The organism is Candidatus Pelagibacter sp., assembly GCF_965262185.1.
Classification (GTDB): Bacteria; Pseudomonadota; Alphaproteobacteria; order Pelagibacterales; family Pelagibacteraceae; genus Pelagibacter.
The window spans coordinates 257,677-276,433 of sequence record NZ_OZ253498.1 but is presented as its reverse complement, the minus strand read 5'-3'; the positions used below and the strand labels follow the sequence as shown (position 1 = coordinate 276,433).

Annotated in this window: 24 protein-coding genes; 16 read left to right on the top strand and 8 right to left on the bottom strand. The window is 29.7% G+C overall.

Annotation, left to right across the window (positions count from 1 at the left end; translation table 11 throughout):
• Positions 1–76: 76 nt before the first annotated feature.
• Both ACQY31_RS01585 and ACQY31_RS01580 read right to left on the bottom strand, forming a co-directional pair.
• Positions 77–622 carry a TetR family transcriptional regulator gene (locus tag ACQY31_RS01585; RefSeq protein ID WP_428080269.1) on the bottom strand — a complete coding sequence of 182 codons (546 nt, stop codon included), beginning with the start codon at positions 620–622 and terminating at the stop codon, positions 77–79.
• A gap of 107 nt (positions 623–729) precedes the next feature.
• The gene (locus tag ACQY31_RS01580) at positions 730–1,683 is read right to left on the bottom strand and encodes an SDR family NAD(P)-dependent oxidoreductase (protein WP_428080268.1); all 954 of its coding nucleotides are present in this window, start codon (positions 1,681–1,683) and stop codon (positions 730–732) included.
• 488 nt (positions 1,684–2,171) lie between these two features.
• Between ACQY31_RS01580 and ACQY31_RS01575 the strand changes: the two genes are divergently transcribed.
• The 6 genes from ACQY31_RS01575 to ACQY31_RS01550 all read left to right on the top strand — a co-directional run bounded on the left by ACQY31_RS01575 (position 2,172) and on the right by ACQY31_RS01550 (position 7,645).
• Entirely contained in the window at positions 2,172–2,714 is a 543-nt protein-coding gene (locus tag ACQY31_RS01575; protein WP_428080267.1) for a hypothetical protein, read from the top strand.
• Entirely contained in the window at positions 2,714–3,088 is a 375-nt protein-coding gene (locus ACQY31_RS01570) for a hypothetical protein (RefSeq protein WP_428080266.1), read from the top strand. Before ACQY31_RS01575 ends, ACQY31_RS01570 begins: the two co-directional genes overlap by 1 nt.
• A 44-nt stretch (positions 3,089–3,132) precedes the next feature.
• On the top strand, positions 3,133–4,245 hold the full coding sequence (rseP, locus tag ACQY31_RS01565; protein WP_428080265.1) for an RIP metalloprotease RseP: 1,113 nt from the start codon (positions 3,133–3,135) through the stop codon (positions 4,243–4,245).
• A gap of 157 nt (positions 4,246–4,402) precedes the next feature.
• On the top strand, positions 4,403–4,678 hold the full coding sequence (locus ACQY31_RS01560; RefSeq protein WP_428080264.1) for an HU family DNA-binding protein: 276 nt from the start codon (positions 4,403–4,405) through the stop codon (positions 4,676–4,678).
• Positions 4,679–4,822: 144 nt separating this feature from the next.
• Positions 4,823–6,124, top strand: coding sequence for an ammonium transporter (locus ACQY31_RS01555; protein WP_428080263.1), 1,302 nt, complete (start codon positions 4,823–4,825; stop codon positions 6,122–6,124).
• A gap of 228 nt (positions 6,125–6,352) precedes the next feature.
• The gene (locus ACQY31_RS01550; protein WP_428080262.1) at positions 6,353–7,645 is read left to right on the top strand and encodes an ammonium transporter; all 1,293 of its coding nucleotides are present in this window, start codon (positions 6,353–6,355) and stop codon (positions 7,643–7,645) included.
• Between the two features lie 57 nt (positions 7,646–7,702).
• On the opposite strand, the gene bcp is transcribed toward ACQY31_RS01550, so the two are convergent.
• Complete coding sequence (gene bcp, locus ACQY31_RS01545) at positions 7,703–8,173, bottom strand: thioredoxin-dependent thiol peroxidase (protein ID WP_428080261.1); 471 nt, start codon at positions 8,171–8,173, stop codon at positions 7,703–7,705.
• A 46-nt stretch (positions 8,174–8,219) separates the two neighbouring features.
• Here bcp and ACQY31_RS01540 point away from each other — a divergent pair, with 46 nt between their 5' ends.
• Positions 8,220–8,603, top strand: coding sequence for a rhodanese-like domain-containing protein (locus ACQY31_RS01540; RefSeq protein WP_428080260.1), 384 nt, complete (start codon positions 8,220–8,222; stop codon positions 8,601–8,603).
• Here ACQY31_RS01540 and ACQY31_RS01535 read toward each other — a convergent pair.
• Positions 8,600–9,178, bottom strand: a complete 579-nt coding sequence (locus ACQY31_RS01535) for a 2-hydroxychromene-2-carboxylate isomerase (RefSeq protein WP_428080259.1) — start codon at positions 9,176–9,178, stop codon at positions 8,600–8,602. The genes ACQY31_RS01540 and ACQY31_RS01535 overlap by 4 nt on opposite strands.
• Positions 9,171–9,644, bottom strand: a complete 474-nt coding sequence (locus ACQY31_RS01530) for an ABA4-like family protein (RefSeq protein WP_428080258.1) — start codon at positions 9,642–9,644, stop codon at positions 9,171–9,173. Before ACQY31_RS01530 ends, ACQY31_RS01535 begins: the two co-directional genes overlap by 8 nt.
• A gap of 24 nt (positions 9,645–9,668) precedes the next feature.
• Between ACQY31_RS01530 and ACQY31_RS01525 the strand changes: the two genes are divergently transcribed.
• Positions 9,669–10,232 carry a regulatory protein RecX gene (locus tag ACQY31_RS01525; RefSeq protein WP_428080257.1) on the top strand — a complete coding sequence of 188 codons (564 nt, stop codon included), beginning with the start codon at positions 9,669–9,671 and terminating at the stop codon, positions 10,230–10,232.
• On the opposite strand, the gene ACQY31_RS01520 is transcribed toward ACQY31_RS01525, so the two are convergent.
• The 3 genes from ACQY31_RS01520 to ACQY31_RS01510 are packed head-to-tail and all read right to left on the bottom strand — an operon-like array spanning position 10,224 to position 11,305.
• Entirely contained in the window at positions 10,224–10,367 is a 144-nt protein-coding gene (locus tag ACQY31_RS01520) for a hypothetical protein (protein ID WP_428080256.1), read from the bottom strand. The two genes, ACQY31_RS01525 and ACQY31_RS01520, sit on opposite strands and share 9 nt — an antisense overlap.
• Entirely contained in the window at positions 10,367–11,131 is a 765-nt protein-coding gene (locus tag ACQY31_RS01515) for a 3'(2'),5'-bisphosphate nucleotidase CysQ family protein (RefSeq protein WP_428080255.1), read from the bottom strand. Before ACQY31_RS01515 ends, ACQY31_RS01520 begins: the two co-directional genes overlap by 1 nt.
• A gap of 3 nt (positions 11,132–11,134) precedes the next feature.
• Positions 11,135–11,305: a DUF3553 domain-containing protein gene (locus ACQY31_RS01510; RefSeq protein ID WP_428080254.1), complete on the bottom strand. Its 171-nt coding sequence runs from the start codon at positions 11,303–11,305 to the stop codon at positions 11,135–11,137.
• A gap of 41 nt (positions 11,306–11,346) precedes the next feature.
• Here ACQY31_RS01510 and mnmA point away from each other — a divergent pair, with 41 nt between their 5' ends.
• From mnmA to ACQY31_RS01470, 8 genes are all read left to right on the top strand, one after another.
• Positions 11,347–12,465 (top strand): tRNA 2-thiouridine(34) synthase MnmA, encoded by a 1,119-nt coding sequence (gene mnmA / locus ACQY31_RS01505; RefSeq protein WP_428080253.1) that lies wholly within the window; start codon positions 11,347–11,349, stop codon positions 12,463–12,465.
• A 163-nt stretch (positions 12,466–12,628) separates the two neighbouring features.
• Positions 12,629–13,804: a trans-sulfuration enzyme family protein gene (locus ACQY31_RS01500; RefSeq protein ID WP_428080252.1), complete on the top strand. Its 1,176-nt coding sequence runs from the start codon at positions 12,629–12,631 to the stop codon at positions 13,802–13,804.
• 3 nt (positions 13,805–13,807) lie between these two features.
• Positions 13,808–15,028, top strand: a complete 1,221-nt coding sequence (locus ACQY31_RS01495) for an MFS transporter (protein ID WP_428080251.1) — start codon at positions 13,808–13,810, stop codon at positions 15,026–15,028.
• A gap of 4 nt (positions 15,029–15,032) precedes the next feature.
• Positions 15,033–16,190 carry a chorismate-binding protein gene (locus tag ACQY31_RS01490; protein WP_428080250.1) on the top strand — a complete coding sequence of 386 codons (1,158 nt, stop codon included), beginning with the start codon at positions 15,033–15,035 and terminating at the stop codon, positions 16,188–16,190.
• Entirely contained in the window at positions 16,187–16,744 is a 558-nt protein-coding gene (locus tag ACQY31_RS01485) for an aminodeoxychorismate/anthranilate synthase component II (protein ID WP_428080249.1), read from the top strand. Before ACQY31_RS01490 ends, ACQY31_RS01485 begins: the two co-directional genes overlap by 4 nt.
• Positions 16,707–17,450, top strand: a complete 744-nt coding sequence (locus tag ACQY31_RS01480) for an aminotransferase class IV (RefSeq protein ID WP_428080248.1) — start codon at positions 16,707–16,709, stop codon at positions 17,448–17,450. The genes ACQY31_RS01485 and ACQY31_RS01480 overlap by 38 nt, the downstream gene beginning before the upstream one ends.
• 2 nt (positions 17,451–17,452) lie before the next feature.
• Positions 17,453–17,851: an HIT family protein gene (locus ACQY31_RS01475; protein ID WP_428080247.1), complete on the top strand. Its 399-nt coding sequence runs from the start codon at positions 17,453–17,455 to the stop codon at positions 17,849–17,851.
• 98 nt (positions 17,852–17,949) lie between these two features.
• A complete protein-coding gene (locus ACQY31_RS01470; protein ID WP_428080246.1) occupies positions 17,950–18,744 on the top strand; it encodes an adenylyl-sulfate reductase in 795 nt (264 codons plus the stop codon).
• Positions 18,745–18,757 lie beyond the last annotated feature (13 nt).

Sequence of the window (18,757 nt, the reverse complement as noted above, 5' to 3'; positions counted from 1 at the left end):
GTTCACACTGTCCCATTTCTTGTTTTATCTCAAAAAGTTCTAGTTGTGGTTCTAGTTATCCTTTAAAATCCTATAATTAATTTTTATAATTCAACGCTGCATTAAATAAATGCCTTAATACCTTTTCATATTCTCTATCATTCAGTTTGCTTAAAATAGGATTGTCGAGAGTTTTTCGTGCAACAGAAACCCCTACTAAAATTGTACCCATTAAATCATAATTAATAGGTTTAATTTTTTTCTTTATCCCATCAATTACTGGTTTTCTCATTTTTTCTCTATGAAATTTTTTAACTATATGTCCAACTTCTGGATCTCCAGAATTCATACATAGCATTCTAACAAGGTTTACATCATCTTTTGGATTCGAATTTTCCATTAGACCTTCAACCATAAAATCAACAACGTTATTTGGATTTACATCAACAAACCATTCTGCAACATCTTTTAATGTTTCTTCGAAAAGCTTTTTCTTACTGCCGAAGTACCTAGAGATAAGAGCGATGTCATATTTAGATTGTTTGGCAATATCTCGAACTGAAACATTTGAATAACCTTTAGTCCAAAAAAGCTTTTTAGCAGTATTAAAAATTATTTTTTTTGAATTATTTGAATTTCTCATCTTTTAAAAAAATATAACAAGTCACCTTATAATAAATACAAGGTGACTTATAGTTTTTTAGATCAATTCAAATAGGGTCTTAAAGATTGATCTGAGAGGGAGAATATTTAAGCTGTATTCCGAGCAAACAAACCTGCTGCTACTCCTAGAACTTCACCAGTAATTTTTTCACCACTTTTACTAGCAAAGAATTTAACCATTTCACCAATCTCATTAGGGTTATATGCTCCCATTGGAAGGGGGTTTCTCCATTGTTTCATTAACGTTTCTAAACCTTCCCATGTTGGGTTTTCTGGAGACATTGCTCCTAGAACATATTTATTGTTCATGAGTTTAGTTTTTACAACAGTTGGACATATAGCATTGCAAGTAACGTTATGTTTTCCCATAATTAAAGCAGTACTTTTTGCTAATCCAATTACAGCCCACTTAGTACCAGAATAAACTGGAAACCACTCTTCACCCATACGTCCTAAAACTGAAGATAAAATAGTTATTCCTCCAGAATTTTGTTTTCTCATAACTGGTATAGAAGCTTGTATAGTTTTCACTACTCCAGTCACATTTATATCAATTACAGTTTGAATTTCTTTTTCACTGAAATATTCCATCATTCCAATTTGTGTTACTCCTGCATTTGCTACAACATGATCTAATGTTCCAAACTGCTTAACAGCCATACCAACAGCATCTGATAGGGCAGATCTATCTCTTACATCTCCTTTATAAGAAACACATTTAACACCATAAGACTCTACTTTGCTTTTTGCGTTTGCTAGATCTAAATCAGTGGCTAAAGGATAATTTACGCCCTCTAAATCACTTGCTACATCAAAAAGAACGATATTTGCTCCTGCTTTTGCAAGCTCTTCAGCACTAGCCAAACCAATGCCACGTGCTCCACCTGTGATTAGAGCTGTTTTTCCATCCAGTTCTTTTTTAGTTTTTTTTTCATTTGCTTTAGCAGTACTTGAAGCTGCTAATGCTGTGGTACCTAATGCTACTGCACCAATTCCCTTAATTGCTTGTCTTCGACTCATATTCTTATTTTCATTATTCATAATTACTCCTTTTTTAAAATAATGTTTAGAATCTATCATTTGAAGTGTCAACAACTGTTGACTTATATTTTCATTATATCAACAACTGTTGACAAAGACTTATTTTGATGTAAATTACTATTTTGATTTATCTCAAAAAGTTCTAGTTATGGTTCTAGTTTTTTGTTTAAATTGATGAGTCTTAATGCGAATTATTATCAATTAAATTTTAATTATCTGCATAACTAGTGCGAAGCAGTGTGAGCTAGTGTGAGGTCGGGTGTACCACTAGCACCCCAAATAAGGGACAATTACCATATATTTTTATTGATAAAGAAATTGTCGCGTTCTACATATGTTCAGTTTTTTAATTTTGTTTTTGTGTTAGAAGATAAGTTCATAGCAAATGCTATGCGCTCTTAAATAATGCCTACTAGGTGAGCCTTTCAAATTTAAATTATTAATCTTCATAGAGGGAACTCTGTGACTAAAATTTATAAGGAGCACTTATGAGCACAAGTAAGAAGAAGATATTAGCTAATAGAAGAAATTCGAAAAAGTCTACAGGACCTGTTAGCAATGAAGGAAAATTAAAGTCTAGTTTAAATTCTATAAAACATGGACTTTATGGAGATAAGATTGCTGTTATCGGTGAAAATGTTGATAACATCAATGATATCATTGATCGATTAAGTAAAGAACTAAAGCCAATAGGTATTCAGCAAGAGCTTATAGTCTATAAAATGATTGATATTGCTATAAGATTTAAAAGAATACCTTACATTGAAGCAGGTATTTTAAACCATGAAATGCAAGAATATGAGGCTGATAAATATAAAGAGCCGATAGCAGAAATTGTTGAAGGAGGAGACAAAACCATGATGTTATCTTCTAATATTATTGTCAGAAAATCAGGACTTTCTTTTGCAAGAGACTGTCATGACGGCAGTGCTATTTTAAAATTAAATACTATAGAAGACAGGCTTCTTTCTAAATATTTTAAGCTTTATGAGAAATTAAAAGAACTTCAAAGAAAGAAAGGAGGCAGATAATGAAGAAAGTAAAGTATGCTTCAAGATATAAAAAATCTAATTCTCGTAAAAGAAAATTTGGTGAAACGAAGCCAAATTTAGATTTAAACTATAAAATTAAACTTAAGGAAATTAAAAAAGAAAAAGTTAAATCTGATCATGAAAAAGAAATAGATAAATATTTAAAGAAAAGAAATCTTGAAAGAGCAGATGAGCTTAAAAAGATCAGAGAAAATCACAATAAACCAAAAGTTATTTTTATTGAACCTATTAGAAAAGATCCTTCAAGAGGTATGAGATTTATAACTAATTTTGAACCTATTAATAGAGGAAGATTGGGTCATTCTAAGACATTTTTAAAAGATGTTCAAAAGCCTAAGACTTACTACTGGTAATGAGGGGTTGTGATTAATATGATATTAACTTAAAATATAAACATATGCTTAGTTATATAATACCATTTTTAATTCTTATTTTAGTGGTTGTATTCATCCATGAATATGGACACTATTATTTTGCAAGAAAATATGGAGTAGGGGTTACTGATTTTTCTATTGGATTTGGTAAAGAATTATTTGGTTGGAATGATAAACATGGAACTAGATGGAAAGTATGTGCAATACCATTAGGTGGATATGTCAAATTTTTTGGAGATCGTAATGTTTATTCACAAGCAGATCACGAGGAAATTTTAGAAAAATATAATGAAGAGGAAAGAGATAAATTATTTATTTTAAAACCTTTATATCAAAGAGTATTAATTGTATTTGGTGGTCCTTTAGCAAACTTTTTATTAGCCATTGCAATCTTCTTTTGTATTTATACGTTTGTTGGAAAAGATTTTACTCCAGCAGTTATCAGTGAAGTTCAAAAAGATAGTCCTGCAATGGTTGGGGGGCTTAAAGATCAAGATATTATTTTAGAAATTGATGGCAATGAAGTTAAAAGCATCATGGAAGTCTCTAAATACATCACAATGTCAACTTCAGACTTTATAGATTTTAAAGTTAAGCGTTCTTACGAAGAATTAATTTTAAAAGTAAAACCAAATATTGTTGAAGGTGAGGATGGTTTAGGAAATAAAATTAATAAAAGAATGGTTGGTATAAAATTAAGTGCCTACAATGATAAAATTAATCATGTTAAATTAGGACCAGCACAAGCATTGTACCATGCAGCAAACGAAGTCTATTTTGTAAGTGTTTCATCCTTAAAATACATTGGTGGAATGATCATGGGAAAAGCAGACACCTCACAACTTGGGGGCCCTATAAGGATTGCAAAGATATCAGGGCAAGTTGCAACCTTCGGAGTGTTAGCTTTTATTAGTATGATGGCTTATATTTCAATAAGTTTAGGCTTAATTAACTTGTTTCCTATACCAATGTTAGATGGTGGACACTTAATGTTTTATGCATTTGAAAAAGTTTTAGGAAGGCCTTTGTCTCAAAAAACACAAGAAGGATTTTTTCGAATCGGTTTGTTTTTGTTGCTATCTTTGATGTTTTTCACCACATTCAATGACCTAAAAGACCTTGGTTTATTTAGATAATTTTATTTTCTAAATTGTTAAAAAACACAATAAAATCAATACTTATTTAAGTTTCAACTAGATATTGTATGTTATAATTTTTGAGACACTAAAAAAAAGCTTGATTTATCAACGTTTATGGCAACTATAGTTATTAACCAACATAACCGGAGCTAAAATGAACAAAAAACAACTAATTGCTAAGCTTTCTGGCTCATTAAATTTGAGCAAAGCAGATGCTGAGCGAACTTTTGATACAATTACCAACACTATTTTAGATTCACTTAAAGGTGATGATCCAGTAAAAATCGCAGGATTTGGTACGTACAAAGTAGCTAAAAGAAAAGCAAGAGTTGGAAGAAATCCTAGAACTGGTGAGCAGATTCAAATCGCTGCTTCTCAGAAGGTAAAATTCTTACCAGCGAAAGCTTTAAAAGAAGTATTCAATAAATAATATTTTTTTAACAGCCCTAACGTAAAGAAAAAACACGTTTAGGGCTGTTACTATATGCAAATACTGCAAACCCAATTTTCCTAATCAGCGTTAGTTTTTAATTTTTTTAAATCTATAACCACCACTTTAACAAGTGGAGGTCTTATGACTAAAATAATAAAGAGAATATCTGCACCATTACTAAGTTTAGTATTTTTACTAAGCATGAGTAGTGCGGGTATGGCAGAGACAACTGTTTCTGCTGAAGTGGGGTTTATATTTAACACTCTACTATTTTTGATTTGTGGTTTCCTTGTCATGTTCATGGCAGCAGGTTTTGCGATGCTAGAATCTGGTATGGTAACTTCAAGAAGTGTTTCAGTAATTTGTGCAAAAAATATTGGTTTGTATGCAATTGCTGGAATTATGTTTTGGCTAGTTGGTTACAACTTAGCTTATGGTATTCCAGAAGGCGGATACATTGGATCATTTACACCATGGTCAGATGCAAGTGCAGTTGATACTGGTTATTCAGATGGTTCTGATTGGTTTTTTCAAATGGTATTCTGTGCAACAACAGTTTCAATTTGTTCAGGTGCTATGGCTGAAAGAATTAAGTTATGGCCGTTCTTCTTATTTGCAGCTTTATTAGCTGGAGTTATTTATCCAATCGTAATGGGTTGGCAGTGGGGTGGAGGCTGGTTAGCAGAACTAGGCTTTTCTGATTTCGCTGGTTCAACTTTAGTACACTCAACAGGTGGTGCAGCTGCTTTAGCTGGCATCATGTTGCTTGGTGCGAGAAGTGGAAGATTTGACAGTAAAGGTCAACCAAAAGCGTTACAACCTTTTGCTGCATCTTCAATTCCATTAGTAACAATAGGTGTATTCATCCTATGGTTAGGTTGGTTTGGATTTAATGGTGGTTCACAATTAGCATTAGGTACTTTTGATGATGCAGTTGCGATCTCGTCAATCTTTATCAATACAAATCTTGCAGCCTGTGGTGGAGTAATGGCCGCTGGTATCATTACAAGATTAATGTACGGTAAAACAGATGTAATTCAAATGTTAAACGGAGCAATCGGTGGTTTAGTAGCAATTACTGCAGAACCATTAGCACCATCTCCATTTGCAGCAATTTTAATTGGAGCTGTTGGTGGATTAATCGTAGTGTTTGGAACTAAATTATTATTTAATTTTAAACTTGATGATGTTGTGGGTGCAATCCCAGCTCACTTGTTTGCTGGAATTTGGGGAACACTTGCGGTGCCATTAACAAACGCTGATGCATCGTTCAGTGCGCAATTAATTGGTGTACTTTCAATTAACATTTTTGTGTTCGCTGTGTCTTACATCGTATGGTCAATAATGAAAGGAACATTTGGAATCAGATTAAGTAAAGAAGCTGAAACTAAAGGTACTGACGTTACTGAAACAGGTGTAATTGCTTACGCAATACGTGACTAATTGCATGCAATATAGAGGCTCTTCGATCTCCATGTCGTTATCTCATTGAAGAGCCTCTTAATAAAGAATTAACTTAAATATCTCTCTCTAGTTAGTTAATAACCAAAGGCCCCAGAAATGGGGCCTTTTTTTTACAAATATGCTTATTTTTCATAACTCTTTTGACCTATCAGCAATACTTAAAATTTAAATGTTTAATAAAACGACAAGATCAAAAAAGGAGAGATAATGATTAATCATTTAAAAAAAATATCATTAAGCTTATTAATATTTTTAAGCTTTACTAATTTAGCTTCAGCAGAAACAACCATGTCAGCTGAAGGACAATATATTTTCAATTCCCTAGGATTTTATCTTGGTGGTGTTTTAGTTGCTTTCATGGCAGCAGGTTTTTGTATGCTTGAAAGTGGATTAGTGACTACTAAAAGTGTTTCAACAATTGCAGCAAAGAATATTGGTAAATTTGCAATTTGTTCATTAATATTTTTTTTCTGTGGCTACAATTTAGCTTACGGAATTCCTGAAGGTGGGTTTATTGGATCATTCTCAATGTGGAGTGATGCCTCAGAACTTTCAACAGGTTATTCTGATTATTCTGATTGGTTTTTCCAAACAATGTTTGTTTGTGCAACTGCATCAATTGTATCTGGTGCTGTAGCAGAAAGAATTAAAATTTGGCCATTTTTTATTTTTGCAGCAATCATGGCCGGTATCATTTATCCTATTTCAATGGGATGGCAGTGGGGCGGAGGTTGGTTAGCAACTTCAGGTTTCTCTGATTTTGCTGGTTCAACTTTAGTTCATGCATGTGGTGGTGCAGCTGCCTTAGCAGGTGTAATTGTTTTAGGTGCTAGAGAAGGAAGATTTTCAAAATCTGGTGAAACAAAATCATTGGTTCCATTCGCAGCATCTTCAATACCACTTGTTACATTAGGAACTTTTTTATTATGGTTCGGTTGGTTTGGATTTAATGGTTTCAGTCAACTTGCAATGGGAACTTTTGATGATGTGAATGCAATTAGTAAAATTGCAGTTAACACTCACTTGGCAGGAGCAGCTGGAACTGTGATGGCAGCAGTGGTTACAAGATTACTTGGTGGTAAAACAGATATCGTAATGATGCTTAATGGAGCATTAGCAGGATTAGTTGCAATTACAGCAGAGCCTTTAACTCCAAGTCCTTTATTAGCAATTTTAATTGGAGCTCTTGGATCATTAATTATGTACTTTGGTACTAAATTTTTAGAAAGTAAAAAAATTGATGATGTTGTAGGTGCAATTCCAGTTCATTTATTTGCTGGAATATTTGGAACTTTAGTTGTGCCATTTAGTAATCCAGATACAAATTTTGGAACTCAGTTAACAGGTGTGATCGCAGTATGTTTGTTTAGCTTCATACTTTCTTACATCACATTTAAAGTTCTAAAACAAACAATTGGTCTAAGAATTAGTTCTCAAGCTGAAAAACTTGGAACTGATGTTGCTGAGGTTGGTGTAAAAGCTTACGCAATCAGGGACTAAAATATCTCTCTATATATATAACAATAAAAGGCTCCTTAGAAATAAGGGGCCCTTTTTTTATTTTTTTGAAATATCTTTCAATGTTTCTAGGACTTCTTTGGCGTGATCTTTTACTTTAACGTTTTCCCAAATTTTTAAAATTTTACCTTTTTTATCAATTAAAAAAGTTGTTCTGTTTATTCCCATAAATTCACGTCCCATAAATTTTTTCTTACCCCAGACTTTGTATTTTTTAAGTACTTTGATGTCTTCATCTGCAAGTAAATCAAATTTAATTTTATATTTATCTCTAAATTTATCGTGACTTTTTAGGCTGTCTTTTGATATTCCATATACTTCACAGTCTAACTTTTTAAATTTAGATAATAACTTATTAAAGTCATTAGTTTCAATTGTGCACCCTGGTGTGTCATCTTTTGGATAAAAATAGATTACAACATATTTTCCAAGAGAATCTTTTAATGAATAGATTTCTTTTGATGTTGATAAAAGTTTAAAATTTGGTGCTTGAGAATTAATTTTTAACATAATTTTCTAGCAATATAATATTATTAAGGTATTTTAAAGCACAATTATGACAGTTAAATCTATTCAAACTTTAGTATCAGAGGCAATGCAAGAAATTAAAACAATTAATGCAGACGATGCCTATAAAATGATTGAAGATAACGAATGTAACTTGATTGACATAAGAGAAGCTAGAGAATTAGAAAAAACAGGTAGTGTTGAAAATTCAGTTCATATTTCAAGAGGAATGTTAGAAATCTTTTTAGATCCAAATAGTGTTTATTTTCAAAAAGGAATATTAGACCAAAGTAAAGAGATGGTTTTATTTTGTGCTGGAGGTGTTAGATCAGCTTTGGCAGTTAAAGCTTTAAAGAATATGGGTTATGAGAAAGTTTCACATATAGATGGTGGTTTTGGATCTATCAGTAATAGTAGTTTTAAAATAGTTTAAATATTTTTAACTTCATCTAGAGCATATTCTAAACGGTCTTGTCCCCAGAAAACTTTATTATTTACTATAAAAGTTGGAGCACCAAAAACTTCTTTTTCAAAAGCTTCCTGAGTTAATTGTTTTAAATTATCTTTGATATTTTGATTATTTATTGAATTAAAAAATTGATCTTCATTGATTTTTATTTTTTTTAAAAGAGATTTGATATTTTCTGCACTAGATAAATCTACATCATCTTTCCAATAAGCTTCAAAAAAACTATTTAAGTATTCTTCTTTTTTATTATCTTTAACACAAAGATAACCTCTCATTATACTTAGAGAATTAATTGGAAATTTAGAATTCCAATTGAAACTTATGTTATTTTTTTTTGCAACAAGTTCGCAATCTTTTTGCATATTTTTCATTTTGTATCTATTAAATGCAGGGGCGGTAATACCTGCTAAGTTGTGAAGACCGCCTAAAAATATTGGCTTCAATTTAAACTTAACATCTTTTATTTTTAAAATTTTTTTATGAGCGATGTAAGCGTAAGGGCTAATAATATCGAAGTAAAAATCTATATGGTCACTCATACAGATTAAGTTTTTTGGCGTAAAAAATTCTAATTATCCAATAAATAAACAAGCCAATAGGTCCGATTAAATATGTGATTATTAAAGGCACTGCCATTAATACTTTATTTATAAAGTATTTTTGAGAGTCCTTAACAATCCAACCACCAACAAATAAATTTATAGCCACAAAGTGAGTCCAGAAAAGAGTTAGGTATAAATTGTCTTCAAATAATCGTGATAGCTCAACTAAACCAAGATATAAACTAAAATTAGCATCGAAATCATAACCAATGATGAAAGATCTATATAAAATATAAATATAAACTCCACCTAATAATAAAAATGGAAATATAGAAGTCACCAAATATCTACATAAATGAGATTGTGGAAATATTATTAACATGAACCAAAAGGGTATAACTCCTAAATTGATCCACATATAAAGTACATCAATTGTGAAATAGTTATAAATTTGTTCGATCATATTTATATTATATAAAATCTAACGATGATTCCTATAAGAAATAAAAGAAAAACACTTCAAGTAACCGTCGATGAAATGAGGAATTTTGCCTTTGCGTATGTTGAAAAATATGCACCTTCAAAACAACAACTTAAAACATATTTATTAAAAAAATATATGAAGCTTTCAGCATCAGACTCTAGGAAAAAAGATGTAAATAAATTAATTGATATTGTTCTATCTGATCTAGAAAAAAATAAATTTATTAACGATCAGTTTTATTCTGAAAGTAAAGCAAAGAGTATGATCCAAAGAGGAAACTCTATAAATAAAATTAGAAATTATTTAATGGGCAAAGGAATTGATGATAGCTTTATAAAAGATACAGTTGAGAAAATAAAAGAAGATAATTCTGATCAGGATTTTTTTTCAGCTATTAAAGTATGTAAGAAAAAAAGAATAGGACCAGCAAGAGCAGAAGATAATAGAACTTTGTTTTATAAAAAAGATATTTCTTTACTAGCAAGAAATGGATTTGATTTTGAAACATCAAAAAAAGTAATGGATATTGATAAAAATGAATATGATAAAATAATTAAATTACTTTAATTTTCTTTTTTTCTCTTCATCAACAAGATGATTTATTTTGTTTCTAATGTAATTTTTTACAAAAACAAAAACTAGTAATCCAAAAATTGAAACTGATACTAATATTATTAAAATAATTCTTAACTGCTCATCCATTAAATAATATTTTTACTTTTTAAAATTAAACTAGGATTTTTTAAGTCTTTCTTACCATATAAAATTTCATTACCATCAAAGTCTCTAACCGATCCTCCTGAATTTTCTAAAATTGCATGTCCTGCAGCAATATCCCACTCGTAAGCTCGAGGCTCAGCAACATAACCATCAAATTCACATGCAGCCACAACGCAAAATTTTAAAGAACTTTTCATACGAGTATGTTCCTTTACACTTAATTCATCATAAATTTTTTGAATTTCAGGTTTAATTTTATTGCTGTATGAAATAAAATTTAGTGGTTCGGTTATTTTAGAAGGTAGCTCAGAAAGATTTATGGTTTTTTTATTAGTAAATTCGAAAGATTTACCTTTACCATAAGAATAGAACATCCTTTTTTTAGCTGGTGCATTTATTAAACCTGCAACAGGTTTGTTATTAATTATTAATCCAGCATTAATAGTAAATTCATCTAAATTGTTTATGTAATCATAGGTTCCATCTATTGGATCCACCAACCAAAAATCTTTTAATTTATAGTTATCTTTATTTTCAGAAGTTTCTTCTGATATAATTGGAATGTCCGGTGTTAATTTTGCTATTTCTGAAGAAATGAAATTATTTACTTCAATATCACCATTACTTACTGGTGTATTGTCAGATTTAATTTCTTTACTTAATCCTTTTTCTCTAAGCTGAAGGGACAAGTCTCCTGCCAATAAAAAAGTGTCAACTAAATCTTCAATAATTTTTTGTAAGTTCATCTTTTATTTACCAATTTTTTTTAATTCTATATTTTTTGCATTTATTACTTTTTTACCTGCATTTTCAAAGTTAACAGTAACTTTATCTTTTATAATTGATTGTACTTGTCCAATACCCCATTCTTTTTTCTCAGGATTAGTGACTTTGTCGCCTGGCTCATAATCTAAAATCATTTAATTTAACTTATATTGTAAATAAGTATAAATACCACCTAATGAATAAAGAATTAAACTCTATTGGAATTAATAAAAAACCAACAGATACAACCGTGGTTGTTGCTATGTCTGGAGGGGTAGACTCGTCAACTGTAGCCGGAATTATGAAAAATGAAGGGTATAAGGTTATAGGTATCACTCTTAAACTTTATGATGATGGGAAAGAAGTAGCTAAATCTAAACAGTGTTGTTCAGGACAAGATATCATGGATGCAAAACGTGTTGCTCACAAATTGGATATTGAACATAAAATTTTATACTATCAAGATAAATTCAAGCAAGGGGTAATAGATAATTTTGTTGATAGTTACTTAAAAGGTGAAACTCCAATTCCATGTGTACAATGTAATCAAACAGTAAAATTTAAAGATTTATTTGAAGTTTCAAAAGATCTTAAAGCAGACGCACTAGTTACAGGACATTATGTAAAAAATATTACCTCAAACAACACTAATAATATGTACAGAGCAATTGATGAAAATAGAGATCAAAGTTATTTTTTATTCAATACAACAAGAGAACAACTAGATTATTTGAGATTTCCACTAGGTGGAATGTTAAAAGATAAAACAAGAGAAATTGCTAAAGAATTAGATTTAAATGTAGCTGATAAACCAGACAGCCAAGATATTTGTTTTGTGCCTAATGGAGATTATGCATCTGTAATTAGAAAATTTAGACCAGACTCTTTTCAAAAAGGGAATATTAAAAATTTAGATGGAAAAGTAATTGGTGTTCATGATGGTATAATTAATTTTACTATTGGACAAAGAAAAGGAATTAAGGTTTCAGATAAAGAAGCTTTATATGTTTTAAAAATAAATTCAGATAAAAATGAAATTATAGTAGGACCTAAAGAAAACCTTGGAAAAAAAGAAATATCTTTAAAAGATTTAAATTTATTAACTGATAAAAAAGACCTTGATCAAAATATATTTGTAAAGGTTAGATCAACAGGCAGTCTTTTAGAGGCAAAAGTAGATTTAAAAGATAAAAATACTGCAAATGTTCATCTATTAAATCCAGAGGATGGAATATCGCCAGGACAAGCATGCGTATTCTATAACAAAGACCAATTTGGTCATAGAGTTCTTGGCGGTGGTTGGATTAAAGAATAAAAGAATTATTTCTTCTTATTTTTTCTTTTTGCTCTTCTCTTTTTGGAGCCTTGTTTTCTTCGACCCCTATGTTTCTTCGGATAACTCATTTAGTCCTATTTATTAATTTATTGACGTTTTTTACGGGATATAGCATTGTCTTTTAAACATATCAAATTTTATTATGAGTAGTTCTTTTAAAACATTTTTAAAACATACCGCTAAAGATTTTCATAATCAGTCTGTAAATCCACCAATTGTACGTGCATCAACGATTATTTTCAAATCGATGCAAGATATTAGAAAAACTCAAGACAAGGCAAAAAAAAATCCTACCGGTGGACATTTTGATTATGGCAGACAAGGAACTTCAACAACACATATACTGCAGCAAATTTTATCTAAACTTGAAGAAAGCTATTTTACTTTTTTAACTCCTACTGGATTTGGAGCAGTATTCCTTGCAATCTTTAGTGTTACAAGACCTGGTGATGAAATTATTGCAGCTGACCCGGTTTACAGTCCGACAAGACTTTTGACACAAGATTTTTTAAAAGAATTTAATATCAAAACAACTTTTTATGATCCACATGATCTTAAGACATTAGAAAAAGCAATTACCAAAAAAACTAAATTAATATTTGTAGAGAACCCAGGAAGTAACACATTTGATTTTCAAGATTTAGGGAAAATTGTTTCCATAGCAAAAAAACACAAAATTTTATCAGCAATTGACAACACATGGGGAACTCCATATTTTTTAAAACCTATTAAACTTGGTTTTGATATGGCAATTGTTTCAGCAACCAAATATTACTCAGGTCATTCAGATGTAATGGGTGGAAGTTTAGCAGTTAATAAAAAAGTATTTCCAAAAGTAAAAGCAACTGAAAGAGTGACAGGTTTAAGATTAGGACCTGATGATGCTTATTTAATTACAAGAGGATTAAGAACTTTAGATGTTAGATTAGACAGGCACAGAGAAAACGCAAAAAAAGTAGCAGAGTTTTTATCTAAATTTAAAAATATAAAATTACTTTATCCATACAAAAAAGACTCTTACAATTTTAGAATGTGGAAGAAATATTATTCAGGTGCCTCAGGGTTAATGGGTTTAAGAATCAAAGCTAGAAGTGAAAAGGCAGTTGTTAAATTTGTAAATAATTTAAAATTGTTTGGACATGGTTACAGCTGGGGAGGGTTTGAAAGTTTGGCATTACATCAAAATGTTAGAGAACAAGGAAATAGAAGTTATCTTAAATTAGCAAAAAATGAGTATATAGTTAGATTGCATATTGGTTTAGAGGATCCTAGCGACCTTATCGCAGATATTAAGCGGGCCTTAAAACACCTAAAGTAATTAATGGCTTCAGAAAAGTTTATTAGAAATAATACTGCTTTAGTCACATTGTTGGCAGCATGTTTTGTAGTTTTGGTCTCTTTAGGAGTAAGACAAACTTTTGGATTATTTTTTTCAGACTTTAAAAATGATTTAAATATTTCCCTCACTGAATCTGGATTATCAATTGGTTTACAAATGTTGATGTGGGGATTAACAGGACCAATTTTTGGAGCAATAGCGGATAAGTATGGTGGCCACAAAGCTATAATGTTGGCTTTTATATTTTATATTTTAGGAATTTATTTTTTATACGCTGGTCCAAATACTAATCTCTATTTCCAACTGGATATGGGTATATTAATCGGTATTGGCTTGGGTGGTACTGCAATTAGTATACCAATGTCTGTAGTGGGAAAGCATTTCCCACTGTCTAATAGAACAATTGCAATGAGTATAGTCACAGCAGTAGGTTCATTTGGTTATTTTGTTTCACCAATTTTTACAAATCTATCTTTAAATAATAATGGATGGGAAGTCACTCTTCTATGGTTTTTGTTATTTTTGATTATGGGACTAATCATTTCTTTTTTTGTAAGATCACCATCTAGTGACCAAATTTTAGAAAAACCAAATGATCAAAATACTTCACAGGCATTAAATGAAGCCTTTAAAAATAAAAGTTATATTTTTTTAGTGTTAGGCTTTTTTGTATGTGGTTTTCACATCACTTTAGTTGGAACACATGTTCCAACTTATGTTATTGATAGAGGATTAGAAAGTTGGACAGCAGCAGCTATTTTATCATTAATAGGATTGTTTAATATTTTTGGATCATTATTTAGCGGATATCTATCAACTAAAATGAGTAAAAAAATTATTTTGAGTGCGATTTATGCTCTTAGAGGTTTCTCAATAATTTTCTTCATATTTCTTCCACCTAGCACACTTAATGCATTTATATTTGGAGCAAGTTTTGGTTTTTTATGGCTATCAACAGTTCCAGCCACAAGTGGTATCGTAGCTCATATTTTTGGAACAAAATTTTTAGGTTTACTTTATGGAATTGTATTTTTAAGTCATCAAATAGGATCTTTTTTTGGTGCTTATCTTGGAGGCTTATTTTATGATCTATATGGATCTTATGATTATGCTTGGTATTTAGCAATTATGTTATCGGTATTTGCAGCAATTGTTCATTTACCTATAAAAGAAGAGCCAGTATTAAGATTAAGAACAGAATAAAAAATTGACACAAAATATTTTACAAAAAATTAATAGCTCCAATAAATCTTATATTATTTATAAATCAAAAAAAGGGTTTGATCTTTATACTCAGTTTACTGAAAAAAAAATTTTATCGTCAAAAAACATAGTACAGTTTTTAAATAAATTTAATAAAAAAAAAAATAAATTAAAAAAGACAGATTTATACATTGGTTTTTTTGGCTATGAGCTTCTCAACAATTTAATAGGAGTAAAAATTCCCAAGCAAAGTTCTAATAATTTTCCAAAAGGTATTTTTTATAAACCAAGTAAAATAATAAATTTAAATGAAAAGTTAATTGATTTTAACAAAACAAAAAAAAATTACTCAAAATTTAAAATTAATATTAATTTAAAGAGATATAAAAAAATTTTTGAAAATTTTAAAAAAAAGATAAAAAAAGGCGAAACCTATCAAATCAAAATTTGCACAAAATACAAAAATAATTCAATTATAGATCCATTAGAGTTTTTTTGTAGATTGTCTAAATCAAATTTGGCACCAGAGGCATTTTTAATAAAAGATAAAAATTATTCTATAATTAGTTGTTCACCTGAAACATTAATTTTAAAGAAGGGTAATATTATTGAAACCAAACCAATAGCTGGAACTTTAAAAAAAAATAAAACTTTAAATAAAAAAAAGGCATTAAATTTTTTTAGAAAAAACATTAAAGAAACAAAAGAGCATAATATGATAGTAGATATGGAGAGAAGTGATTTATCAAAAATATGCTCCCCTGGATCAGTCAAAATAGCTAAACAAAAAACTGTAGAGGAATATAAAGATCTTTTTCATTATGTAAGCTTGATTAGAGGGAAAGTTAAAAAAAATACGTCCACTTTAGATATTATTAAAGCAATGATGCCTGGAGGATCAGTAATTGGTTGTCCCAAAATAAGTACTCTTAATCTTTTGAATAACCAAGAAAAAGAAAACAGAAATATTTATACTGGCAGTTTCGGCTTTATTAAATTTAATGGTGATATGAGATTTAATATAATTATTAGATCAATTTTAAATTATAAAAATAGGTCTGAAATTTCCGTAGCTTCTGGCGTTGTTGTAGATAGTACTGCAAAGCATGAATTCAATGAAAATTATATAAAAGCAAAAGCATTAATAGATTTATTTAAATGATTTATGTAATTGATCATAAAGATTCCTTTACACATAACGTTGTGCATCAATTTTCTTTATTTGATAGAGTTGAGTGTAGTGATTTTAATCAAATTGATAAATCAAAATTAAATAAATCCTCAACTATCGTACTTTCCCCAGGGCCAGGTTCACCAAAAGATTATCCCTTAACTTCAAAAATATACAAAACATACAAAGGTAAAAAAAAAATTATTGGTATTTGTTTGGGGTTTCAGCAAATTCTCTTTTCTGAGGGAGGAAAAATAATTGAACAAAATAAAATTTATCATGGTTTTCAATCTGATGTGATAGTAAATGAAAATAGCAAGTTATATAAAAAAGGCCAAATATTTAAAGTTGGGCGCTATCATTCATTAAAATTAAAAGAGCCTTTTGAAGCTAAAAATTTTGATATAACTATGAGATGTGCTATCTCGGGTTCTGCAATGTCGATTGAAAATAATATTGATAAAGTTTATGGATTTCAATTTCACCCCGAATCTTTTTTAACAATCAATGGTAACACTCTTATTAAAAAAATCTTATCATCTTAGTAATCTTAAAGAGGTTCCTTTCAAAGATCTTTGGGGATCCAGAGGTGTATTTACCACAATGCGAATGGTTGGAAAACCTTCTAAGTTAATATTATCAAAACCACATATTGAAAATTTAATAAAATCTACAAAAAAATATGGAATAAGAAGAAAAAATTTAAAATCCATTATCAAAGATTTAATTAAAAAAAATACTCCATACAAAGGTCCTGATAATTTATTTAGAATTGCTCTCAATAAAAAACTAATATCTATATCTATAAGAAAAAGACCAAAACTTAAAAAAAGTTTTAATCTTTTGTTATTCAGATATAAAAGAATTGAACCAAATTATAAAAATCTTTATTACAAAAAAATTCTAGCAAAACTCTCTAAAGTTGACTCATCTAAATTTGATATCGCTTTAGTTGCAAACAATAAAATATTAGAAACTGGTACTTCAAATTTAGTCTTTGTTAAAAATGGAAAAATATTTTCTCCAAAAAAAAATTGTTATTTTGGAAATACGCTTAAGTTTATAGGTAAAAAAGTTAAAATTAATTTTAAAGATATATCAATTAAAGAATTAAATAATTATGAAGAGATAATGCTTATTGGATCAGGTAAGGGAGTTACATCAGTCTCAAAAATAGATGAATTAAAATGGAAAAGTAGAAGCAATATTTTCTTTAATAAACTAAACAAAATATATAATACTCTTATTTAATCATGAGAGATCCTAACAACCCTTGTTTATTTTGTGATTCAAAAAAAAGCGGTATTGCTCACGAAAATAACCTTGCTTATGCAAGTTACGACTCTTACCCTGTTTCAGATCATCACTGTTTAATAATTCCTAAGCGACATATTAAAGATTATTTTGATATGACAAATGATGAATTGATTGCTTGTAATGATCTTATCCAAACAGTTAAAAATGAAATTCTAAGTAAAGATGTTAATGTAAAAGGATTTAATATTGGTACAAATGTAGGTAAAATTGCAGGACAATCTATAATGCATTGTCATATACACTTAATACCAAGACGAGAAGGTGACGTTGATAACCCTCAAGGCGGGATAAGATCAGTAATTCCCAACAAACAACATTATAAACGTAAACTCTAAGTTGTTATTAATGACAAAATTGACCAATAGTTTAGGTTGAACTCTTTATTTAACTAGATTAGAAAATCTCAAACAAACTAAATAAAATATAAAAATTTATGTTATCTACTAATCCTTTTTCAATTTTGGCTGAAACAATCTCACCTTTTGCAATGCAAAGTTTTATAATTGCAATGGTTATTTTAATTGCAGTTGGAACAATAATTCAAATGATTGTCCATAAAAACGTTACTTATTTTTTTAATAACGCAAAAAAAGCAAAAGCAAACGCTGTTAAGGAATTAGGTGCAGGAGAAAGAGCTTCAATAATAGCAAAAACAGCAGTTTATGATATCGGCACAACTTCAGAACTTGGATTTGGAAAAAGAAGACTTGCACATGTTCTTGGAATGTATGGAACAATATTATTTTGGGTTGCATCAGCAGTTTTAGTGTTCTGTTATACAGGAGCTGACAAACCCACATCATCTACATGGTCAATAGTTTGGCATATAGGGGCGATACTTACATGTGTTGGTGGATATTGGTTCTGGTTTTTCCTAAGAGTAGATGTATCTGCCGAAGCGCATCCATGGTACAGAATAATTAAAGCTGATTTATTTGTTTTAGCTTTATTAGCTTGTTCTACTTTTGGATTGTTGTGGTCTTATACTCAATTTAATGGTCAAACTGGATTATCTTATTTATTTTTGACTTTATTTGTTCTTTCAAATTTAGTTTTATTTGGAGGAGTTTATTGGTCTAAATTTGCACACATGTTTTATAAACCTGGAGCAGCAATACAAAAAAATTTAGCAGAAGCAGATGGTTCAAGAGACAACCTACCTCCTCCTGCTGACGCGCCTGAACAGTTTGGTTTAGGTATTAAAAGAGAGCAACCTAAACACTATTAATATAAAGAAATTA

What these genes read in the sequence shown, in the direction of transcription:
- ACQY31_RS01555 (WP_428080263.1), top strand. Translation starts at nt 4,823, where the DNA reads ATGACTAAAATAATAAAGAGAATATCTGCACCATTACTAAGTTTAGTA.
- ACQY31_RS01575 (WP_428080267.1), top strand. Translation starts at nt 2,172, where the DNA reads ATGAGCACAAGTAAGAAGAAGATATTAGCTAATAGAAGAAATTCGAAA.
- ACQY31_RS01475 (WP_428080247.1), top strand. Translation starts at nt 17,453, where the DNA reads ATGAGAGATCCTAACAACCCTTGTTTATTTTGTGATTCAAAAAAAAGC.
- ACQY31_RS01560 (WP_428080264.1), top strand. Translation starts at nt 4,403, where the DNA reads ATGAACAAAAAACAACTAATTGCTAAGCTTTCTGGCTCATTAAATTTG.
- ACQY31_RS01515 (WP_428080255.1), bottom strand. Translation starts at nt 11,131, where the DNA reads ATGAACTTACAAAAAATTATTGAAGATTTAGTTGACACTTTTTTATTG.
- ACQY31_RS01535 (WP_428080259.1), bottom strand. Translation starts at nt 9,178, where the DNA reads ATGAGTGACCATATAGATTTTTACTTCGATATTATTAGCCCTTACGCT.
- ACQY31_RS01470 (WP_428080246.1), top strand. Translation starts at nt 17,950, where the DNA reads ATGTTATCTACTAATCCTTTTTCAATTTTGGCTGAAACAATCTCACCT.
- ACQY31_RS01485 (WP_428080249.1), top strand. Translation starts at nt 16,187, where the DNA reads ATGATTTATGTAATTGATCATAAAGATTCCTTTACACATAACGTTGTG.
- ACQY31_RS01550 (WP_428080262.1), top strand. Translation starts at nt 6,353, where the DNA reads ATGATTAATCATTTAAAAAAAATATCATTAAGCTTATTAATATTTTTA.
- ACQY31_RS01480 (WP_428080248.1), top strand. Translation starts at nt 16,707, where the DNA reads ATGGTAACACTCTTATTAAAAAAATCTTATCATCTTAGTAATCTTAAA.
- mnmA (WP_428080253.1), top strand. Translation starts at nt 11,347, where the DNA reads ATGAATAAAGAATTAAACTCTATTGGAATTAATAAAAAACCAACAGAT.
- ACQY31_RS01525 (WP_428080257.1), top strand. Translation starts at nt 9,669, where the DNA reads ATGATTCCTATAAGAAATAAAAGAAAAACACTTCAAGTAACCGTCGAT.
- bcp (WP_428080261.1), bottom strand. Translation starts at nt 8,173, where the DNA reads ATGTTAAAAATTAATTCTCAAGCACCAAATTTTAAACTTTTATCAACA.
- ACQY31_RS01510 (WP_428080254.1), bottom strand. Translation starts at nt 11,305, where the DNA reads ATGATTTTAGATTATGAGCCAGGCGACAAAGTCACTAATCCTGAGAAA.
- ACQY31_RS01520 (WP_428080256.1), bottom strand. Translation starts at nt 10,367, where the DNA reads ATGGATGAGCAGTTAAGAATTATTTTAATAATATTAGTATCAGTTTCA.
- ACQY31_RS01500 (WP_428080252.1), top strand. Translation starts at nt 12,629, where the DNA reads ATGAGTAGTTCTTTTAAAACATTTTTAAAACATACCGCTAAAGATTTT.
- ACQY31_RS01495 (WP_428080251.1), top strand. Translation starts at nt 13,808, where the DNA reads ATGGCTTCAGAAAAGTTTATTAGAAATAATACTGCTTTAGTCACATTG.
- rseP (WP_428080265.1), top strand. Translation starts at nt 3,133, where the DNA reads ATGCTTAGTTATATAATACCATTTTTAATTCTTATTTTAGTGGTTGTA.
- ACQY31_RS01570 (WP_428080266.1), top strand. Translation starts at nt 2,714, where the DNA reads ATGAAGAAAGTAAAGTATGCTTCAAGATATAAAAAATCTAATTCTCGT.
- ACQY31_RS01540 (WP_428080260.1), top strand. Translation starts at nt 8,220, where the DNA reads ATGACAGTTAAATCTATTCAAACTTTAGTATCAGAGGCAATGCAAGAA.
- ACQY31_RS01580 (WP_428080268.1), bottom strand. Translation starts at nt 1,683, where the DNA reads ATGAATAATGAAAATAAGAATATGAGTCGAAGACAAGCAATTAAGGGA.
- ACQY31_RS01530 (WP_428080258.1), bottom strand. Translation starts at nt 9,644, where the DNA reads ATGATCGAACAAATTTATAACTATTTCACAATTGATGTACTTTATATG.
- ACQY31_RS01585 (WP_428080269.1), bottom strand. Translation starts at nt 622, where the DNA reads ATGAGAAATTCAAATAATTCAAAAAAAATAATTTTTAATACTGCTAAA.